Raw genomic sequence first — 18111 nt, 5'->3', positions numbered from 1 at the left:
TTTGTTATTTGATGACAATGCAGCGATACTTAGAGGCAGGCTGCTTGCCGAGGAACATGATTTGGTCGCCTTCGATAGTGGCAGGATAGAACACCACGAGCGGAATGTGTGAATCCATCACCGCCGAATGCTCCATGATGTTGATATTCGAGAAATTCATGCCATAAAGCGCACCCGTATGTACAAGTACCGGCACTTTTCCTTCAGCAAACACCTGCTTAATCCGTTCGATGAGTGCGTAAAAGAAAGTACCTTCTTCAAAATTCTGACTGAAGAATACTTCCTGGCCGAAATCCTTGTAACTGGATTCAAAGATGTCTATGCCTGCTTCATCCAGGAACAGTCTGAAACTTTCACGCACATCAATGAAGCTATATCCATCAGTCAATTCCTCACGGGCCTTAGCCACATAGGCATCCTCGTCTCTGGGTGGATAAACAAAAAGTATGCTCTTTCCACCATTACATTTGCCTGCTATTTTCACAATGTCTTCCTTGAGCGTTGCTGTAAGCTCATTAAAAAGGCGATTGTGCTCTATATCGAAAGTCTGCATCATTGTCATATTATCATTTCACAATTGAATTCTTTGTTCTTTACTTTTTCTCCCTTACTTCTATCTTCACCTCATCTCCTATCTGGGTAATATTCCAGAAAGACATGAACTCTATGCGCTTCAATTTAGCGATGAGAGAAGTTTTATCATAGAAGCTAAACACCATCATCGGATTATCCAGACTGTTTTGGGCTGGAAACATCGCCATTGCCATTCTTATGAAATAAGCAAACAGTTGTGAAGTCATCGGCGGATAAAGGATTTGCTTTCGGATGGCTCCATCTGCCAACCCCAGTTTCTTCAAGATGGTGAGATATTTAGACGCACATATCTTCAAAGTGGCTTCCGACCAATTGAACTCTCCCTTTTCCGTTTCCTTGATGTGATGGAGCAAGGCAAGGACATCGAGAGCCGACAATGTGGTTCGCCCCTGATAGACAGCCTGCATAAACACTTCTTCTGAAATTCGCCGGAAGAGCAGGTTGCCATACACGATTTGCCAATAAAGCACCATCAGTTTCTCCCGATAGGAGAATTCTTTTGAAGACAAAGCATCCAGGAAAAGCTGCTTATGTCTGTCGTTGGCAAAAGTCAGAATCGCCGTTTTGATGGCAGCCAGGAATCGGGTGAATGTCTTGTGGGTACGGAAAGAAAAACTTCCCTGTCCATCGGGCATACGCCCCATGTATTCGCAGATGAAATCCATCATCGACGAATAATCGGGAATACTCCCCAAGACATTTACACTTGAATCATATTTTATTGCCATTTTTATTTTCTCTTATTTGGGTGTAAAGGTACGGAAAATATTTCATCTAAGCAAATAAAATGAGAAAAAACTTATGCTTTTAGGATTACAAAAGTAGATTATTCCTTCCATCTTAATAAATTAAACCAGAGAGTTAAACTATCATCAAACCTCACGCTTTGGAACGATGTGAATACTTAAACCCTCTCATGTAGCATTATTTTTTTCTAAAACTAATGCCACTATTGCCACGCTATAAGATAGCTAACTGATATTCAACAATTTAAGCGTGGCAATAAGGGCATTTTCTGTTGTCACCAATTGCCACCTAATGCCACGCTACGGCGAAAAACAGAGGAGTCGCTGCGGAAAACACAGAAATATCGAAGAAAAGAATATTTTTTCGACGAAAAACATTAAAAAAGTGGAGAAAAGACTTGCACTTGCCAACATTTTTTGTATCTTTGCACTCAGTAGGAAAAGTTCCTGCCGATTCCACCTAGAAGCTTATGACTCCTGTGAAACCACTTTTTATACTTAGAAAACCATAAGCTAATGACACAAGCTGATTTAGTAAGGCTTTACTTCGCTAAAGGAGTTGTTTACAACTCATGGAGCTATTGCTTCAACGAGCAATGCCCCCTGGCACAGGAATGTGCACACTATCTATCCGTAACTTACAAGAATCCGGAACAGACCAATGGTTACGCCATCTATCCCGATGCCTATCACGACAAGAAATGCGAACATTTCCTGCAACTCCGTCTGATGAAAATGGCATACGGATTTGAGAAGATTCTTGACGAACTGAAACGCAAAGATGAAGGAAGTTTCAGAGTACACATGACTTCCTACTTCGGAAGCAGCACTTCATACTATCGCTATAAATTAGGACAAACAGGACTCGTTCCTGAACAGCAACAGTACATCCTGCAATGGTGTAAAGGACGTGGATACACCAATATGAGGTTCGACCGATATACAGAAGAGGTTAACTACTGATAGCCAGTGACCATGAGGACCTGTACCCACGACCATGAGCAACTGTGCCCGAGACGATAAGGAAATACAACCACGGACATGAGGACTCATACCCGAGACTACGATGACTTTTACCCGACACCGCCGGGCAAAAGTACCCAAGGCCTTGGGCAAAACTGGGCAAACTCTCGGGTTAACATCCCTGATGCCTGGAAGCAGAATCTAGGTCGTCAGTTGCATCCGGAAAGCAATGCTATTAATAACCACAAGTAACATCATATCAATAATTTAGCAGAAGTATGAAGTTTACCATTACAAGAATCAACAGACAGAACAAGTTGATGGTCAGTACGAAAACCGTTGACAGTTTTCTAGAGCGCATCGCCAAGGACGATGCCAAGCAAAGTGTCGCCAGATTCAGAATGAGCGTGCCGCTGATGGAAGGCGATTACCAGTACTATAAAGGCATCAGAGAATGGCAACACGTTTATCCTGCCGCTGAATTCAGCAAGGACGAAAGTGGCAATCTCGTCTTTCAGAAATCGAACGGACTGGTGATGCTCCACTTCACCAATCTCATGACGAATCAGGAAAAAGATGCCGCCAAGACTGCCGCAAGTCTGCTGCCGATGACCTTCGCTGCTATCGAAGGAGCCGACGGAAGAAGCCTCATCGTACTCGTCAACATCTGCAACGAAGAAGGAAAAATCCCGACAAAAGAGGAAGAAGCAGATTTACTCTACCAATCAGCCTACGAACAGGTAAAGACGCTCTATCAGGCGCAGGTTCATGCTACCATCAAACCAGAAAAGCCATCCCTGGAATCAAACTTCATGCTTACGATGGATGCTTCACCTTATTATAACAATAAGGCGGTGGCGATGCGCATTGCCTCAAACCAGTTTGCGGTTGCCACAGCACCCAAAAGCATCGACGACCTGAAAGCCTACGAAGATTATGAGTTTCTCTATCGCAAGGCATCAGAAGAGACGATGACGGAAATGAAAAAAGCCAACATCTCTTGGAAGAACGACAACGACCGATTCTTAGCCAGCCTCTCAGCCATCGCCAGCAAGCTCTGCGCCATGGGCCTCAACGAAGAAGAAACCTTTGTCCACATTCGCCGCAATAACTGGAGCAAGGTGGCAGAAGAGCAACTCCGTCAGATTGTAGGCACCGCTTACGATTCCCATTCCAAAGACAAGAGAGTGGAGAAATCAGCCTCAGCCAGAAAAGGACGTGCCGACATTCTGCAGATGATCAACTATCTGGAAAGCCGTTACCAGTTCCGCTACAATACCGTGATGAAATACACCGAATACCGTCCCAACAATTCATGGATAGGCGATTTCAAGCCGGTGGATGCGCGCGTGCAGAAGAGCATGACGCTGGCTGTTCAGATAGCAGACATCCACGTAAGCATCAAGGACGTAAGAAATTTTCTGGAGTCAGACCGCATCAGAAACTACAGTCCGATAGAGTCCTATCTCTATGACTGTCTGGGGAAATGGGACGGCAAGGACCGCATCCGTGCCCTGGCACGAACCGTACCCACCAACAATCCACACTGGGAAGACTGGTTTTACACCTGGTTCCTGGGAATGGTAGACCAGTGGCGCGGTGTATATCGCAAGCAATATGGCAACAGCACCATGCCACTACTCATCTCCAAGCAGGGTTACAACAAGAGCACCTTCTGTCGCCGTCTGATTCCTGCCGAATTATCCTGGGGCTTCACCGACAATATGATTCTGTCAGAAAAGCGTCAGGTATTGCAGGCAATGTCACAATTTCTGCTTATCAATCTCGATGAGTTCAATCAGATTTCACCACAGGTTCAACAGGGTTTTCTGAAGAATCTGCTGCAGTTGCCAACGGTAAAAATCAAGCCGCCATACGGAAGTCATGTACAGGAATTCCCTCGTCTCGCCTCCTTCATCGCCACGAGCAACATGACGGATATCCTCGCCGACCCATCCGGCAACCGCCGTTTCCTGGGTGTAGAGCTGACGGGACCTATCGATGTGAGTGGCAGACTGAACTATGAGCAGCTTTATGCACAGGCGATGCAGGCGCTGGAGCGTGGCGAAAAATCCTATTTTGACGTCAAGGAAACTGCCATCATCATGCAACATAACAGACAATTTGAGCAGATTTCCCCTATCAAGCAATGTTTTCTGCAGGTTTTCGAGCCTGCAAGTACCCCGGAAAATGGCGAATATCTGATGGCAGCCGCCATTTTCGACATTTTGAAGCAGAAATTCGGCTCCTCCCTCCAGGTTTCGAGTATACAGAAATTGGGCAGAGAGCTCCAGAATATCGAAGGATTGAAGAACCGAAGAACAAGATTTGGCACTGAGTATCTGGTAGTTAAAAAATAACCCACTCATTTCCTTATAAAAAAGAGCGTGGCAATGCGTGGCATTAAGTGGCAATAAAAAAACCGCTTATTGCCACGCATTATTCACTTATAATCAGAGAGTTAAATGCATTGGTGATAGATGTGGCAATAAAAACAGAAAAACATTTCTTATTCGCTATGACGTACAACCAATGTAAGTTAGGCAAAAACCATTAATAGAAAATGTCTATAATAAAATAGCCAATAACTTTCGTTTTTCTATCATAAAAACCGTAACTTTGCACCAGAATTTTAAACGAAACAAGAATAATGATGGAAACAAGAAAAGAAATAGCAGCAGAAAAGAAGCGTTGTGGATCACACAACTGCACCCAGGCTGTGGTTTGTACCTATTATGATTATACGGGTATGGATGAAGAGACACTTAGAAATGTGGGCAATGCCTTTGCGGCAGGAATGGGTAATATGGAAGGTACCTGCGGCGCCCTAGTAGGAGCGGGAGTAGTATTAGGCCTTGCCACAAAGGATAAGGCTAAGTCTGTCAAGGCGATGCGACAGATTATGACTCAATTCCAGCAGCGCAACGGGGCTACCCAATGCAAGCTTCTCAAAGGGGTGGGCACAGGAAAGGTCCTCAGAGAATGCCCACTCTGCGTAGCGGATGCGGCAGAACTGCTGGAAGAACAATTGGATAAACTAACCGATAAGTAGAAGGCAATGGCAAAATACAAGGTGCAAAGCGAGCACGACCGTTGCGTGGCATGTACTCACCATCTTCTACCGTCCTAGAACCTGGTGTGTTTTCTGTCCGATGGGCAACATGACTCAACTCATCTGCAAGCTCAAGGCAAGATAAGCCCTGTACTTGACTGATGATATAAACAGAATAACGATATGAATTTTCAGCAACTGAAATACATTGTGGCACTCAACCGCTTTCGCAGAGGCGCATATCAATCTATATCAGAGAGGATTTCATCCGTGAGCGTATGCTGAATACCCTTGTCGATACCCTCAAAATGTTTATTCCGGAAGAGATGATGGGAGAAGGCATCAGAAAATATGGCATCAAGCTGTAGGACTTGGCGTCAAAAAGCCCCGATGCGTCTCGCACCAGGGCTTTAAAATGATTTTATTTGTTATGAAGTACAACCCTAGTGGTTGACTGCGCCACAAGTCTATGGCGACTTTTGTCTTATGGGGAATGATGGGCCACAGCCTCATTTATTAGTCCCAACTTAATCCAATCGCTTTCTCATTTCAGACGGCGATATACCCATTTTTTGTGCCGAAGCCTCGATAGCCAACACCGTAAAGGCGAGGCGTTCGAACTCTGGGTCACTTTTCAGCAACTGTTCTCTATCTTCCATTCTTTACATAATATTGTATTTGGATGCAAATTTATAGATTTTCTCTGATATTCCACTCAATTTCAGAGTTAAATAAAAAAAAACAGCCCGATTTTGCCAAAATCTTTGCTGGTGATGGAAGAAGAATCATAAAAGTAGGAGTAAACCACTTTTTGCTTTACCATTCGCTTGTATTGGCAATTGTGCAGAAATCATGAACTTCATTATGCGAGTTCATCCACTTCATTTCACGACTTCATGTACTTCATTGAGTTACCACATACGGCAGAGTTAGCTGAAGGATTCGAATGCATTAGCCGAATGAGTCGAATGCAGTGACCACTATCGGCAAAAAAGTTGATACAATCAACAGCATACAGACAATGATCTGGAAAATGCGCCAACCCAATTAAAGATGTCTGTGCAAGTCAATGATGCTGACTCGAAGAAAATACAAGAACTGTTTGCCAAAGAACACCAATGTATGACCGCACAGATGCAAGTACATATTCGTAAAGTCAATTCCATGTTTGCTGATGAACGGAAGAAAGTCCGTGAACGTTACAAGGAATATGAGGACTGTTACCTTGGTCACTACGTCCAATGGTTCGTTTGGTTCTTCTTCGTCCTTGGCTTCTTTGGTTTTTGCAGTGTCATTGCTGTGATGATAGCACAGCACTATGGGAAATGGAAAACGCTTGACCTTAATGTACTTAAAGCCAGGCGGATATATTTCTACTATCAGAATGCATTTTTTATAGCTTTCCTTTCATTTTCCTTTCTTTGCTTTTCTTCCTCCAAATCCACTTTTGTGGGGTTCTTTTTAAACTTTGAATTACTAATTGTAATTTCGAATTCATAATGGCTATAATCACTTCCCACAATAGTGCCAAAAATATATTTTGTTCCATTATGCGGAGAATTAAAACTCCAACTTATAGCATCTATTTTTTTGTCTCCTAAGTTATATGCCGTCATGTCTTCGCCTGTTACAAAGCTAGGCTCTCCATAAATATCTTTAAATCTATCAATAATAGTCGTTACGTCAGATAAGAAATTATCAAAATCAGAACATCCAACAGTTAGTCTGATTTGTTCAAGTGAAGAGTAGCCTTTCCCAATAAAATCTCCCCATATATGAAGTAAGCCATTAAGCCCCATACCCCTACCAAGGGCAAGGTCGTAATCAAAGTCACTAGATAGAGAATTATCGTACTTGTCGCCCCCTTTAAAGATTTCACTCCTTTTAGCCTCTTTTTGTGATATTCCAAATTTTACGTCTCCCCAAGCGTATAATGCCAAGGAATCCAATTTCTCTGATGAATACTTAGACTTCGCATCTGAAGCCGCAATGCTTTCTTTTTCGGAAGAAACTTCCTCCTCATGCTTGTCATTATGTTTATTACCAGAACATGCAGACAACAATAAAAGAGAGCAAAAAATTACAATATATTTTTTTATGTTGCACTAATTGTTAGTTTGTGATATTCATTCTATCTCATTGACTTCTGCTTCATCAACATAGGATGACTCGTTTTGAATGTCATCAAAACGACCTGAAATCGTTTTCCCCGTTGCCCTTTCAACCAAATCAAGCAAAGCTTGTTTTCTCTTTTCAAAGTAGGTGTAAAAGTCATCATTCCTTATAGCTTCCACATCTATTTGATGTGATGAAAGATACCTATTCAGGTCTTCTGCTGTGACACCATGATTCCTTTCTATACTTGACAAATATTTACTCGGTGCATATCCACCAATGATACGGTTTGTACGAGCATATATAGGAGTCTTGTTGATGACGGAGTTCCATAATCCTCTGTCAATATTTGATTTTTCACAATGATTTTGCGGGAATATGTGATGGATGTCTGTTGCTTCTTCTACAAAAGTCGCAAAATCCATTTCCGTTCCCTTTATAAAGTCAAGGGCATGTTCTTTTAATATAAGAGCCATAATACCCTTATAGGCGGCACTATTTCTAGTGTATAATTGCTGCAAACGCGAGGCGTGGAAGTTTGAACGGCGAACAGTGTCTGGTTCTGATGCATCATCATTCACCCATTCCATAAGTCCCAATATGTCGGTCACGTATCTTGTTTCATTTGCACCACCATACAATTCACCGAACACACCGCACCAATACCATTTCTCCAATTTCTTTTTGTTGCCAGCGTCAAACCAAGCGTTTGGATTGATAGCAAAAATGACAGATAAAGGTATAAGTTGACTTGTATATGGCATGTCCAAAGCTGTGAAAATACGCTGACTAGACAAAAACTTTGTAGATTCCTTTACTCCAGCTATAAGGCGATTTCTATACTTTTTATAATCGGCATAAGTAAGACGAAGAACATCTCGCTTCTTGCACGAGACCGCTATTCCGCTGTTTTTCTTTTCATAACTAGCTAACAATGTCAAAGCTGTCAGAAAATCTGTTCCTGTAAATGATTGTTGTCTCTTGTAGTATAGTTGTCTATACGTAGACAAATCTTTCCATATCTCTGCCCAGTCTTTGCGAAGTTCAAAATTGTCTGCTGCGAATGTCGCTGTCACCAGTTCGAAAACAGTAAGTGAAACTCCACCTTGGTTGACATTCTCAAATACTTGACATACAGCTTCCTTGGGAACATCGTTGCCTATTTGTATCACTGGTATCTGATACTTTGTCATTGGAGCAATGACGGTATCATAAAATTTATCCCAATTATTATCTACATCATCCGAGTTATGGTATCTGGTATATCCCCTTTGCCATCGCATCATTTCTTGTGAATCAAACACGATATTCAAAGGAAATCGATGTTCCGCATACTCTTTTTCTCTCGTTGAAAGGTCAAGTCGAATATCTCGTCCAATGTTCTCTTTGACTATTTTGTCTTCAGGAATAGATTCAACGGCATCTATCCTATCTGTCAAGGTATCAAGACACCTTGGGATGTTCAAGTAATAGAACCGCTTTATCGATTTCTTTTTTCCATCCGTTGTTTCTACGGCCTTCTTATTATACATAGAACGGTAGATGGACGTATTGCGTTGTTGCCCATCGAGAACAAGTCTTTCTGGTTCGACATTTTCCTTAGACTTATCCACGCCTTCAAAAAGTCTATATTTGAAGCGAATATCGTCTCCACCCGTTTGCAGGAACATAGCTGCACCGATGGGATAACCATTGCTAATACTGGCAATTAAAGCACGGATGCGACCATCCTCCCAAACCCAACCTCGCTGAAAGTCTGGCAGCTGTGTTTTACCTTCGTCTATAGACTTCAGGATGTCCGCTATTGATTCGTTATTGGAATTTATCATGTCGTTTATTTCTATTTTTTTTAGAACTATGTGTCTTTTCTACATTTATACTATCACCCAAAACCAATCCTTCGAATTGTATTTATTGCCCTATGGATTGTCTGTTGATGAAATCGCTTGCAAGTTTCATTGCATCAGAAACAACCTGTTCTCCTTTCACCATTTTCACAATTCGGTCTGCGAGCCACAACTTGATAAGTTGTTCGCTATCGCATTCAAAGAACGATGCTAGCCTTAGGACAAAATCTCGATTCGGCATATATTTCCCGTTCTCTATCTTACTGTAGGTGACAGTGTCAATATCGAGTGCTGCTGCAACTTTCCGTTGCGGTTGTTTCGCTTGTTCACGAAGTTCCTTCAATTTATCTGAGAGCAACATATTGAGTAATCGATTTCTTGAACTTTTTCTGCAAAAATAAATAAATTCCGACAAACTACCAAGAAAAGCACGAAGAAATGTTCTATTCTACCTATATTTTCTTCAAAAAGATGTTCAACAACATAAATAACGTAACTTTTACGCAAATAGTCTATTACTATGATCTATGAGTCCCATTCGAGTTCCACTTCAGTTTTCGCCTATTCCTTAATTCTTGAAACGAGTTGTATGTTTCACCAAATCCCAAAATCGGATAATTGCCGTTCATTTCCGCATCAATTTATATTTAGCTATGCTTTCGGATTGTGGTTTAGTGAATTTCTTGTTTCTCGTTAGTTTCTTACGCTTCGTCGTAAGTAAAATGCACGATGATTATCTGTCACTTGTGAGCAGTAAGTAAGATTTCTAAACGAACATCTCATCTTGTTCATCTCAAACACAAATTTGTCCACTTGCCCCATTTGCGACTTTAATGGTAGCTGACCGAAAACACCAGTTTTATCACTTCCTTCATACCTTATAATACTAGTTATTTTCATTACCGCCAAATCTTTTTCTCCGTTCTTGAAGTCTCCGACAAGGTTACCGACAAAGTCTCCGACATTTATTGTTGGTAACCAACTCCCCATAAAACGATAACATATTGGGTTTCAATTATTTTTCTTTCCGACATGTTACCGACATGTCTCCGACATTTTTCTCCGACATTTACATCGGCATTACCGCCACTATTACCGCCACATTACCGCCAAAACAATATTTGCACCGACATTTTACACCGACATTTACACCGACATTTACACCGACAAAATAGCATCAACCTTCTGCGTTCACAGACCAACTGCAAATTGATTACTCTCCCCAAATTATCCCAAAAGAAAGAAGAAGGAGATCATCGTAAAAAACAGGTTTACACCTTATTATATAAAGATAACACCTCGACCGTACTAAACATACAGTCAAAGTGCTAGTGTACAAAGATCCTGTATTTTGATTAAGCATTCAAACAAGCAACAGACTTATTCTAACGTTAAATAACTGTTTGAAAAAAATGCCTTAAACATTTGGTAATTACGAATATTAAGCGTATCTTTGCAAAAAAGAATGACAATAATAATCAGATATACTTGAAACAAAAAGATATCTGTGGCAAAGGCTGTATCAACGAGACCTTCCGTGTGCTGAAAGACAACGAGATACGCCAGTACGGAGAATACCGCACCAAGCGCCTCGTCCTCGAAGCATGGAATAAATTTGGATATGACAATTAAAATCAAAAAATATGGTAACTCCATTCTCTAAATTTCAAAAGATAGAAGATATTGAACCATTAATGGATAAGGAAGAACGACTTCTTTACCCATTAGTGGACAACACAATTATGATGCTCAATAAAATCATAGATCCGTTCGAAGAGAACATACCTTTGTTCTATAAAAATGAAGCAACTATTGTTGGCTTGTTCATAAAGCAGACCAAACTATTAGCTGACTTTTATAATGCGTACAAAGCTGACAACATACACCTCTGCCTTATTTTAAGTAGAGTCCTTTATGAAGCATACATTAAAATGAGTTACCTAATAATTCATGGAGAAGAAGCGCAAAAGGAATACAGACTATACTCATTCAAAGACAGATATAGATTTTTTAAAATTTCTAAAGATAAAGAGAATGGATATTTTGATGTAAGAAACAAGAAATTCTTAGAAGACTTGAAATCAGAAGGTTTCAAGTTGGAAGACTTAGAGTCTGCTCAAAAAAGTTTTGGAGGAAAGAATATGCGCCAACTGATAGAAGAAATAGATGGAGAAGGATTATACAATTCTCTCTATGCTATTATGTCAGATTCGATTCATTCTGATTGGGGTGAAACAAGGCAAGTATATCTTACAAAACATGAAGAAAATGGTATGTATTTCCCAAATGATGCAGAAATAAAACATGGCAGGCTATTTGTTCCAACCATTCAAATCGTTATAGAGTCCTCATTCAAATATATAGATTGGATGAAACACAACTCATACTTATACGAACATATTGCTCTTTTTCTACCCTTTCTGACAGAAATGAACAGAATGTTCCAACTTATAGGAGATTATTACATGTACACTTACATGAACGATTCAGAAAAGTATCTGTATAACTAACAGAAATTATTTATGAAATTTGACATACATACATTAATTGGCGAGGCGACAGCCTACGACAAGAAACAACAGATAGAAGCCAAGCGACCTAAGAGTTGGCTCAAAAGCGTATCTGCCTTTGCTAATGGCAAAGGTGGCACACTTGTATTTGGCATTACTGATGAAGACCAAGTAGTAGGACTTGAAAATGCGGAACAAGATGCCGAACTCATCAGCGAAGCCATCAAGACTAAGTTGGATCCTATCCCAACCATCAATTTGGAATTTCAAGAAGTTGAGGGTAAAAAACTGATTTTATTGCATATCGCCTCTGGTGACGAGACACCTTATTATTATATAGGTGACAAACAACGTGTCGCCTTCATCCGCATTGGAAACGAATCTGTTGTAGCAGACCGCATCCAATTGAGAAATCTTGTTCTCAAAGGAACAGGCAAAAACTACGATACTCTTGCCGCTCCATATAGATTTGATGATATGTCATTTACCAAATTGAAATCCGTACATTTCAAACGCTTGGGACGCTCTTTTGAGGATTCCGAGTTCACATCATGGGGTATCATCGACACACAAGGAAAACTTACCAACGCAGGTGCACTAATAGCAGATGACTCTCCAATCCGTCAATCAAGAATATTCTGTACAAGATGGAATGGGCTTGATATGACAAGTGGATTGGGCGAAGCTTTGGATGACGCAGAGTTTGAAGGAAGTGTCATTGGGCAATTGCAAGATGCCGTAGCATTTGTCAAAAATAACTCACACAAGAAGTGGTGGAAAGAAGCTACTTACAGAGAAGAACTTCCAGACTATCCTGAGCGTGCCGTAACAGAAGTAATAAGTAACGCCATCATTCATCGCAATTACTTAGAACTTGGCAGTGAAATCCACATAGACATGTATGATAATCGAATGGAAGTATATTCACCGGGAGGCATGATGGACGGAAGTCTTATCCAACATCTTGACCCAATGAACGTACCTTCCAAACGTCGTAACCCTCTCCTTGCAGATTTCTTCAACCGACTTGAATTGATGGAACGCAGAGGGAGTGGCATGAAGAAGATTGTCAAGGAATACAAACATTTTGAAAAGTTCCCTGGGAACAAAGCACCAGAATTCAAATCTAATTCTGGAGAATTTCATGTGACTCTATGGAATCTCAATTATAACGAGAAACAGTTCGGCAACTCAGAAAAACAGTTCGCGAACGACTCAAAAGAGTTCGCCAACTCAGAAAAAGAGTTCGCCAATGACACAAAACAGTTCGCCAACTCAGAAAAAGAGTTCGCCAACGACACAAAACAGTTCGCCAACTCAGAAAAAGAGTTCGCTAACGAAAAGAAAGAAACAGCCAAAGAAGCCAAGCAAAGAAAAGAGTTCGTGAAGGCAAAAAGAGCCATCTACAAACTTATCACTTCTAATCCAAAAGTGACAACTGCGCAAATGGCAGATAAGCTAAACGTATCAACACGCCAGGTACAAAAATACCTCAAACGATTGACGGAGCAAAATCTGATAGTGAAAGAAGGAAACAGAATCAATGGTTCGTGGAAAATTCTCGATGAAGAATATACGGATTTCTTTGGGCGAATATAAGATAGGAGGTTGAATATATGGAATTAGAAAAGTTATTAAGAAGTCTGCTCTACAGATTAGAAAGCATTGACGATGAAAGCAAATCTACTATCATCGAAGATGAAGTAAATAAATTATCACATCAGATAGGTCAACTTAAAAGCGACCTATCTGATGTTGCCTCCTTGTTTCATTCACTTAAAGACAACAAGAAAAAATTAACCTTGCAAAATACAAAAGCTACTTTCCTATCTTCTTCATTCTATCAACCTGTGTCTTGATTACATCAAGCGTTGATTTATCTGTAGAAAAGACGGAATTCAGACCTTGAGCTTCTTGAGCTGGATCGCCGGTGTAATCATCACCCACCTGCCACTGCTCGTGCTTCGGCTGGGCAAAACCACCCCAGCCCCAGAAGTTGCAACCGGCAAAATAACCACCAGAGGCGGCATTGTCGCCAACAAGACTGAAGACATACTTATAATAACCATCACGACCTTCTGTAGTAGAAGAAGGAGAGAAGGAGAAACCGTCACGAGGATAACCGAACTCTTCCATCACCAACGGCTTACGGATGCGACCGCAAACAGCAAGATGCTCATCGATATACTCCTTTGTGTTCTTGCAGGATACGCCTAAATCTTCCAGCAAATGGTCTTTTCTTGCCCAACTCCAGTTGTAAGGCCACAAATGGATATTGCAATAATCCACATTACGGTCGGCACAAATGCGCTCCCAGCAATCCAACTCGCCTTCACAGCCCCACTTGCCTTCACTTCCGATGGAGATAAGATGGTTCTTATCGAGTGAACGGATCAGCTTGCTTGTCTCTCCCAGCCATTTCTCGAAAGCAGGCAACTGCTCCTTGCTGAAGGCACGAGGCTCATTGCCTATCTGCCATGACATGATGGCTGGATCGTCCTTATATTTTTTCTTTGTATATCTATTGGTTCTAGTAAGAATGAAACGCACGTAATCATAGAAGAGCTGGTGAGCCTTATCACAGGAAGCATACTGAGCCACGAAATTCATGAATGCCGAATAGCCATCCTCATCAGGACGTGGCGCCTTGCCTAAACCTGCCTGCTCCAGATAATAGCCGTAACCGCCGCTCCATTCCCAGGAATTGTTGAGATAGAGCACAGCCACCATCTTGCGTTTGCCCATCTCCATCAGGAGATAATCGAGACCGGCAAGTATAGTATCATTATAAACGCCCGGTGCTTCCTGCAAGGTAGGTTCCACCTTGGTCTTCACCCCACGCTTGCCATCGGAACCCACCAGGATGCGCAGGTTGTCGATGCCCATCTCCTTCATCTTGTCAAGTTCACGGCAGAGTCGTTCCCGGTTGCCGCCCTGTCCCTCTGAGCCCAGGATAGCACCATACCAGAAGTTGGTGCCTACATAATAATAAGGTTTACCATCACGAACGAAATGTCCGTCCTTTACCTGTACGAAGTCTGACTTTGCTAAGAGATTGCATGTAGCCAATGCCATCGCCAATAAAACAAATAATTTCTTCATCTATGATTCTGTTTATGATTAAGTTTGAAGTTTATGTAAATATCGGGTGCAAAGATAATAAATATGGGCAAGAAAATATGATACTTTCTTGCCCATTCTACATACAAATCCTTATAAATGTCTTTTAGTTGCTATAAGCACTCTCACCATGCTCGTAGATGTCGAGACCTTCCTCCTCTACTCGCTTGTCAACACGTACACCAACCGTCTTATCAACTACCTTGAAGATGATGAAAGTAACTACGATGCTGTAGATGATGCTCACAACGGTGGCTACCACCTGAATCCAAAGCTGATGCCAGTCGCCATAGAGAGCACCTTCAACGCCTTCGGCACCAGTTACATATCTTGTGGCAAAGACACCGGTGAGGATAGAACCCAGGATACCGCCCATACCATGCACACCAAAGGCATCGAGGGCATCATCATACTTGAACTTCTCCTTTACTACCGCTACCATGAAGAAGCAGACGATGGTGGAAATGATTCCAATGCAGAAGGCACCTAAGATATCCGTACTGCCTGCTGCAGGAGTGATGGCTACCAAACCGGCTACAGCACCGGTACAAGCACCCACCGTGGTTGGCTTCTTGTTCACAATCCAGTCGATGAGCATCCAGGTGGTGGCTGCTGCAGCTGTTGCGATATGGGTTACGAGGAAGGCATTGGCAGCCAGACCATCAGCAGCCAAACCGCTACCGGCATTGAATCCGAACCATCCCAACCAGAGGAACGACATACCCATGAACACGAAGGTGATGTTGTGAGGAGTGATAGGATGACCCGCACGATAATCATCACGCTTGCCCACACAGAGTGCCATGACCAAAGCTGCTACACCGGCATTGATATGAACCACGGTACCACCCGCAAAGTCGATGGCTCCCATCTCCTGCAGGAAACCGCCGCCCCATACCCAGTGGGCCATTGGAAGATAGGCGATGATAACCCAGAGAATGGTGAAAAGTACATAACCGCTGAACTTGACACGCTCGGCGAATGCACCGAGAATCAAGGCTGGAGTAATGAGGGCAAACATGCACTGGAACATCACGAAAGTGAGTTCAGGAATGCCCGTTGGCATGATGGCATCCAAACCGATGCCGTGGAGGAAGCACTTATCGAAACCTCCGATGATGCAAGCCAAAGGGTTGCCGCTATCCGCATATTCTGTAGAGAAAGCCCAGGAATATCCGAAGGCTACCCATATCAAACTGACTACTGCCACGATGAATACCGTCTGCATCAGGATGCTGAGGATATTCTTCTGGCGCACCAAACCGCCGTAAAAAAGTGCAATACCTGGGATTGACATCAAGAGCACCAAGATGGTTGCCATGATCATCCACGCTGTGTTACCCGTATCGAGTGTTGTCAATAATAAACTGCTCATAAATATCTTATAGTTAAATTAGAATACAATATTATAATATAGTCTCTCAAATATAAACTTCAATACCAATCATAAAGTTCAATGTTCAAACCTCAAAGTTCAAAGTATCTTTATTCCTCTTTCTCTGCATTATAGAGAGCAATGTCGCCTCGCTCGCCGGTTCTGATTCGAACGGTATCCAATACAGGAATCACGAAGATTCGACCATCTCCAACTTCACCGGTCTGTGCTGCACCCTGGATGGCTGCGATAGTTGGTTCCACATTCTTGTCACGAACCACGATGTTCAGGAGCACACGCTCAATGCTGCTGGTATCGTACATCACACCACGATAAATGCGAGCCTGGCGCATTTTTCCCTCTCCTCTTACATTATAATAAGAGAACCACTCGATGTCGGCTGCTAAAAGCGCCTTCTTGACATCTTCGAATCTAGACTTACGGATAATTGCCTCAATCTTCTTCATAATCCTTTAATAATTAATAATGTGTTAATACCTTTATTGATTGTCTCTTTTCGAAAACGGACCTTCATTGGTTGCTATTTAAATCAAGCTTTTCTTTTACATTATGTTCGTTTTCGGCTGCAAAATTAATACATTTTGTCAGCATTTTAAAGAAATTCAACACATTTAGTTTCTACTTCTCTCCCGAAATTTTAAATTTATCCAACCTAACTGTTTTCTTCTTACATATTGTAATCTGCAAACGGTTATTGCATTACAAATTGTAAGAGAGCAAAAAATATCCACTATTTAATGTATGCTTTTTCTTGCATATTTCAACAAATAGTCGTACCTTTGCAACCGAAATCAAACAAATAGTCATCGAAAGTATCGATTGATTAGCAAAAAGTCAAATCTCAACAAGAGACAAGACGTGAGAGATAAAAGAAGAAATTCAAACTTAAAGGACAACGCAATATGAAAGAAACTGTTCATTTCACCAAGATGCAGGGAGCGGGTAATGACTACATTTATGTAGACACCGAGCAGTATAACATCCCTGACCCAGAGAAGGCGGCCATTGCCTGGAGTGCTTATCACACGGGCATAGGAAGCGACGGACTGGTTCTCATCGGAAAGCCGCACGACGGCAGAAGAGCAGATTATTCGATGCGTATCTTCAACGCCGATGGTTCAGAAGCGATGATGTGCGGCAATGCAAGCCGATGCATCGGTAAGTATCTTTACGAAAAAGGATTGACCCGAAAGGACACCATCCGACTGGAAACGCTTTCGGGTATCAAGATATTGAAACTTCATCTTCAGGATAATAAAGAAGTTGTGGAATCGGTAACAGTAGACATGCTGAAACCGATATTGGAAAATCCTGAGCAATTCATCGGTCCTTCAACGCTGGAAGCTGACGGCAGAAAATTTGAAGGCACCTATGTTTGCATGGGTAATCCGCATTTCGTTACCTTCGTGGATGACATCGACACCATCGACATCGCCCACTATGGTAAAATCCTGGAAAGAGACAAGGCATTTCCCCAGAGATGCAACATAGAATTTGCACAAGTAACTGATACAGACATCATAAGGACACGAGTTTGGGAAAGGGGAAGCGGAATTACTATGGCTTGTGGAACAGGAGCCTGTGCTACTGCCGTAGCCGCAGCCCTGACCAAGCGTGCTTCAAGAAAGAGCAGTATCGTGATGGATGGCGGAACGCTCCAGATAGAATACAGTGAGGCTGATGATCATGTTTACATGACGGGACCTGCAGCTTTCTCATTCGAAGGAGAAATTGAATTATAAATAAGAGCAAACTTAAATAACAAATG

The 18111-nt window shown here is 41.9% G+C and carries 17 protein-coding genes; 8 read left to right on the top strand and 9 right to left on the bottom strand.

All coding sequences use genetic code 11. The features are described from left to right. Positions 1–4 precede the first annotated feature (4 nt). Positions 5–556, bottom strand: a complete 552-nt coding sequence (locus tag ACTQ16_RS09395; RefSeq protein WP_441937155.1) for a hypothetical protein — start codon at positions 554–556, stop codon at positions 5–7. Positions 557–593: 37 nt separating this feature from the next. Then, a complete protein-coding gene (locus ACTQ16_RS09390; RefSeq protein ID WP_295024365.1) occupies positions 594–1322 on the bottom strand; it encodes a BrxA family protein in 729 nt (242 codons plus the stop codon). 534 nt (positions 1323–1856) lie between these two features. On the opposite strand from ACTQ16_RS09390, the gene ACTQ16_RS09385 reads away from it, so the two are divergent. The 3 genes from ACTQ16_RS09385 to ACTQ16_RS09375 all read left to right on the top strand — a co-directional run bounded on the left by ACTQ16_RS09385 (position 1857) and on the right by ACTQ16_RS09375 (position 5355). Beyond that, on the top strand, positions 1857–2303 hold the full coding sequence (locus ACTQ16_RS09385) for a DUF6078 family protein (protein ID WP_441937153.1): 447 nt from the start codon (positions 1857–1859) through the stop codon (positions 2301–2303). Between the two features lie 278 nt (positions 2304–2581). Beyond that, positions 2582–4663, top strand: coding sequence for a VapE domain-containing protein (locus tag ACTQ16_RS09380; RefSeq protein ID WP_441937151.1), 2082 nt, complete (start codon positions 2582–2584; stop codon positions 4661–4663). Positions 4664–4953: 290 nt separating this feature from the next. Then, positions 4954–5355, top strand: a complete 402-nt coding sequence (locus ACTQ16_RS09375) for a C-GCAxxG-C-C family protein (protein ID WP_441937149.1) — start codon at positions 4954–4956, stop codon at positions 5353–5355. Between the two features lie 527 nt (positions 5356–5882). On the opposite strand, the gene ACTQ16_RS09370 is transcribed toward ACTQ16_RS09375, so the two are convergent. The 4 genes from ACTQ16_RS09370 to ACTQ16_RS09355 form a co-directional block, all read right to left on the bottom strand. Further along, positions 5883–6014 (bottom strand): hypothetical protein, encoded by a 132-nt coding sequence (locus tag ACTQ16_RS09370; protein WP_441937147.1) that lies wholly within the window; start codon positions 6012–6014, stop codon positions 5883–5885. A 720-nt stretch (positions 6015–6734) separates the two neighbouring features. Continuing rightward, the gene (locus ACTQ16_RS09365; protein ID WP_441937146.1) at positions 6735–7415 is read right to left on the bottom strand and encodes a hypothetical protein; all 681 of its coding nucleotides are present in this window, start codon (positions 7413–7415) and stop codon (positions 6735–6737) included. A gap of 66 nt (positions 7416–7481) precedes the next feature. Further along, the gene (locus tag ACTQ16_RS09360) at positions 7482–9299 is read right to left on the bottom strand and encodes a GmrSD restriction endonuclease domain-containing protein (RefSeq protein ID WP_441937145.1); all 1818 of its coding nucleotides are present in this window, start codon (positions 9297–9299) and stop codon (positions 7482–7484) included. Positions 9300–9381: 82 nt separating this feature from the next. Continuing rightward, positions 9382–9678, bottom strand: a complete 297-nt coding sequence (locus tag ACTQ16_RS09355; RefSeq protein ID WP_441937143.1) for a helix-turn-helix transcriptional regulator — start codon at positions 9676–9678, stop codon at positions 9382–9384. A 1127-nt stretch (positions 9679–10805) separates the two neighbouring features. Between ACTQ16_RS09355 and ACTQ16_RS09350 the strand changes: the two genes are divergently transcribed. From ACTQ16_RS09350 to ACTQ16_RS09335, 4 genes are read left to right on the top strand one after another with little or no spacing between them, the layout of a single operon-like run. Next, on the top strand, positions 10806–10949 hold the full coding sequence (locus ACTQ16_RS09350; protein WP_294715753.1) for a hypothetical protein: 144 nt from the start codon (positions 10806–10808) through the stop codon (positions 10947–10949). Between the two features lie 11 nt (positions 10950–10960). Further along, positions 10961–11827 carry a DUF5677 domain-containing protein gene (locus ACTQ16_RS09345; RefSeq protein WP_441937141.1) on the top strand — a complete coding sequence of 289 codons (867 nt, stop codon included), beginning with the start codon at positions 10961–10963 and terminating at the stop codon, positions 11825–11827. Between the two features lie 12 nt (positions 11828–11839). Next, the gene (locus ACTQ16_RS09340) at positions 11840–13426 is read left to right on the top strand and encodes an ATP-binding protein (RefSeq protein ID WP_441937139.1); all 1587 of its coding nucleotides are present in this window, start codon (positions 11840–11842) and stop codon (positions 13424–13426) included. Positions 13427–13443: 17 nt separating this feature from the next. Further along, entirely contained in the window at positions 13444–13686 is a 243-nt protein-coding gene (locus ACTQ16_RS09335) for a hypothetical protein (RefSeq protein WP_441937137.1), read from the top strand. Here the strand turns inward: ACTQ16_RS09335 and ACTQ16_RS09330 are convergent. The 3 genes from ACTQ16_RS09330 to ACTQ16_RS09320 all read right to left on the bottom strand — a co-directional run bounded on the left by ACTQ16_RS09330 (position 13646) and on the right by ACTQ16_RS09320 (position 16789). Further along, a complete protein-coding gene (locus ACTQ16_RS09330) occupies positions 13646–14929 on the bottom strand; it encodes a glycoside hydrolase 5 family protein (protein ID WP_441937135.1) in 1284 nt (427 codons plus the stop codon). The genes ACTQ16_RS09335 and ACTQ16_RS09330 overlap by 41 nt on opposite strands. A gap of 124 nt (positions 14930–15053) precedes the next feature. Continuing rightward, positions 15054–16322, bottom strand: coding sequence for an ammonium transporter (locus tag ACTQ16_RS09325; protein WP_297158441.1), 1269 nt, complete (start codon positions 16320–16322; stop codon positions 15054–15056). A 110-nt stretch (positions 16323–16432) separates the two neighbouring features. Further along, positions 16433–16789: a P-II family nitrogen regulator gene (locus tag ACTQ16_RS09320; RefSeq protein ID WP_006849503.1), complete on the bottom strand. Its 357-nt coding sequence runs from the start codon at positions 16787–16789 to the stop codon at positions 16433–16435. Positions 16790–17245: 456 nt separating this feature from the next. On the opposite strand from ACTQ16_RS09320, the gene dapF reads away from it, so the two are divergent. Further along, positions 17246–18085 (top strand): diaminopimelate epimerase, encoded by an 840-nt coding sequence (dapF, locus tag ACTQ16_RS09315; RefSeq protein ID WP_441937133.1) that lies wholly within the window; start codon positions 17246–17248, stop codon positions 18083–18085. Positions 18086–18111 lie beyond the last annotated feature (26 nt).

This window comes from Prevotella sp. LCP21S3_D2, from assembly GCF_052118345.1.
Lineage (GTDB): Bacteria > Bacteroidota > Bacteroidia > Bacteroidales > Bacteroidaceae > Prevotella.
This window is presented reverse-complemented; position numbering and strand designations above follow the sequence as displayed.